We start from the raw sequence: 2,702 nt of genomic DNA, 5'->3' as shown, positions 1-2,702 counted from the left end.
GCTACTCATTTACGGCAGTCGTACCTTTGCTTTTTATGGAAAACCCCGTTATCATTCTTGGCGCACAGGCCGTCGGCACGGCCGCCCTGGATGCGTTTCTCTCCAACGATATCGTCGTGTATTGCATTCTCGACGACGAGCCCAAGCTGCACAACACCGAGCTGCTCGACGTGCCCGTGATGGGCAACACCGACGACGGCGAGCTGCTGAAGCTCATCGGCAAAAAATGCGAAGTATTCGTAGCCACCGAAGATGCCGCCAGCCGCCGCAGCCTCACCAAGATGCTGCGCGACGACTACGAGGTAGTGCCCGTCAACAGCATTCACCAGCGCGCCAGCGTATCGACCCACGCCGAGCTGGGCCACGGCAACTACGTGGGCCCCAACGCGGTAGTAGCCGCCACCGCTAAAATCGGCGAAGGCATCCTCATCGGCCCCAACGCGGTAGTCGAAGGCCAGGCTACCATTGGCGACTACGCGCAGCTCGGCAGCGGTGCCCAAATTGGCTTCGGTGCCTCGGTAGGCGCGGGCGCCTTCGTGGGGGCCGGCGCGGTGCTGGTGGCCGGCGTGAAAGTGGGTGACAAAGCCCGCGTAGGCGCGGGCTCGGTGGTAGTAGCCGACGTGCCCGGCGGCCAAACGGTATTCGGCAACCCGGCCAAGCAGGTGTGAGAAGAGTTATGAGTTAGGAGTTGATTCGGTCGTCCTGCTCACAGCTTCCCAACTCATAACTCACAACTTAAAACTCATAACTCAACATGTATCAAGTCCTTCTTTATTACTGCTATACGCCCCTCGAAAACCCTGAGCAGTTCCGCGACGAGCACCATCGGCTGTGCCTTGACCTGGACTTGCGCGGGCGCATTATCGTGGCGGCTGAGGGGCTCAACGGCACCGTGTCGGGCACCCGCGAGGCGTGCGCCGCCTACATGGCCGCCGTGAAGGCCGACCCGCGCTTCGCGGCGCTGGAGTTCAAGATTGACGAGGTCGAAGGCCACACCTTTCAGAAGCTGCACGTGCGGCTGAAAGATGAGATTGTGCATAGTAGCCTACGCCATGTGCGGCCCCACGAGCGCACCGGCCAGCACCTTACCCCGCAGGAATTTAAGGACTTGAAAGACCGCGACGACGTGGTGGTAGTCGACGTGCGCTCGGACTACGAGTACAACCTCGGTCGCTTCAAAAACGCCGTGACGTTGGATATCGAGAATTTCCGCGACTTTCCCGAGCGCGTCGAGCGCTTGCAGGAGTTCAAGGATAAGAAGATTCTGACCTACTGCACCGGCGGCGTGAAGTGCGAAAAAGCCAGCGCTTTCTTGCTGGAGCAAGGCTTCGAAAACGTGTACCAGCTGCACGGCGGTATCATCAAGTACGGTCACGAAGTGGGCGGCGAAGACTTTGACGGTCAGTGCTATGTGTTCGACGGCCGCGTGGCGGTGGACGTGAATACGGTGAACCCTACCGTCATTTCGCGCTGCCACCACTGCCACGAGCCTTCGCCCCGCCTCATCAACTGCGCCAATCCGCACTGCAACGCCCACCTGCCGCTCTGCGAAAGCTGCGGCGAGCTGCTGGCCGGCGCGTGCTCGGCAGCCTGCGCCGAGCACCCCGACAAGCGGCCGTATGACGGCACGGGCACGTACCCGAAAATCAGCAACCATTACACGCCGGCGCAAGGGCTGGCGTCGTATAGGGGGTAATGTGCGGTAAGCTTTAGCTTGCCGTTGGTAATCGTTTTGTCCTTTTTATTCACGGCAAGCTAAAGCTTACCGCACATTGTATGATTCCCGAATCCGAACTTATCCTGAACGCCGACGGCACGATTTATCACCTCAATCTGCTGCCCGACCACATTTCCGACACCATCCTGACGGTGGGCGACCCGGCGCGGGTGGCGCAGGTGAGCCGGCATTTCGACTCTATCGAGTTTGAGGGCACGCACCGCGAGTTTGTGACGCACGTGGGCTACTACCGCGGCAAGCGCCTGACCGTGCTGAGTACCGGCATGGGTACGGATAATATTGATATTGTGCTAAATGAGCTGGACGCGCTGGTGAACATCGACTTTATGTCGCGCACCGTGCGCCCGGCCGAGGAGCGCCTGAGTTTGCGCATTATCCGGCTGGGCACCAGCGGCAGCCTCCAGGCCGACGTGCCGGTGGGCTCGCTGCTGGCCACCCAGCACGCCGTGGGCCTCGATAGCCTGATGCAGTTTTACCCCTTTATGGAAACGGGCCTCGAAACGCAGGTAGCCCAAGACTTGCAGAAGTCGCTGGAACTACCTTTCGCCCCCTACGTGGTGCGCGGCTCCGACCTGTTGCGCGAGCAGCTGGCCGCCGACCTGCTCATCGGCAACACCGTGACGTGCCCCGGCTTCTATGGCCCGCAGGGCCGCCGCCTGCGCCTCGACCTGCGCCAGCCCGACTACATGCAGCGTCTGCAAAGCTTCCGCCACCAAAGCCCCGAGGGTGATTTCCGCCTCTCCAATTTCGAGATGGAAACGGCCGGCTACTACGCCCTGGGCCAACTGCTGGGCCACGAAGTGCTGAGCCTCAACGCCATCGTGGCTAACCGCGCCACCGGCGAGTTTGCCAAAGACGCGGGCGACATCGTCGACCGCCTGATAGCGCGTACTCTGGCACTGTTATAACCGTACCGGACCGCAGCTTCAATCCGGACCGCAGATTCAAACGGATTTTTAGGATT

Annotated in this window: 3 protein-coding genes; all 3 read left to right on the top strand. The window is 60.8% G+C overall.

Annotated features, from left to right (window positions below):
- Positions 1 to 35 precede the first annotated feature (35 nt).
- The gene (locus tag VFO93_RS17705; RefSeq protein WP_325135712.1) at positions 36 to 668 is read left to right on the top strand and encodes a DapH/DapD/GlmU-related protein; all 633 of its coding nucleotides are present in this window, start codon (positions 36 to 38) and stop codon (positions 666 to 668) included.
- Positions 669 to 754: 86 nt separating this feature from the next.
- A complete protein-coding gene (locus VFO93_RS17700; protein WP_325135711.1) occupies positions 755 to 1,696 on the top strand; it encodes a rhodanese-related sulfurtransferase in 942 nt (313 codons plus the stop codon).
- A gap of 80 nt (positions 1,697 to 1,776) precedes the next feature.
- Positions 1,777 to 2,646 carry a nucleoside phosphorylase gene (locus tag VFO93_RS17695; protein ID WP_325135710.1) on the top strand — a complete coding sequence of 290 codons (870 nt, stop codon included), beginning with the start codon at positions 1,777 to 1,779 and terminating at the stop codon, positions 2,644 to 2,646.
- Positions 2,647 to 2,702: the final 56 nt, after the last annotated feature.

Origin of the sequence: Hymenobacter sp. (assembly GCF_035709525.1) — a bacterium.
Classification (GTDB): domain Bacteria; phylum Bacteroidota; class Bacteroidia; order Cytophagales; family Hymenobacteraceae; genus Hymenobacter.
This window is presented reverse-complemented; position numbering and strand designations above follow the sequence as displayed.

What these genes read in the sequence shown, in the direction of transcription:
- VFO93_RS17695 (WP_325135710.1), top strand. Translation starts at nt 1,777, where the DNA reads ATGATTCCCGAATCCGAACTTATCCTGAACGCCGACGGCACGATTTAT.
- VFO93_RS17700 (WP_325135711.1), top strand. Translation starts at nt 755, where the DNA reads ATGTATCAAGTCCTTCTTTATTACTGCTATACGCCCCTCGAAAACCCT.
- VFO93_RS17705 (WP_325135712.1), top strand. Translation starts at nt 36, where the DNA reads ATGGAAAACCCCGTTATCATTCTTGGCGCACAGGCCGTCGGCACGGCC.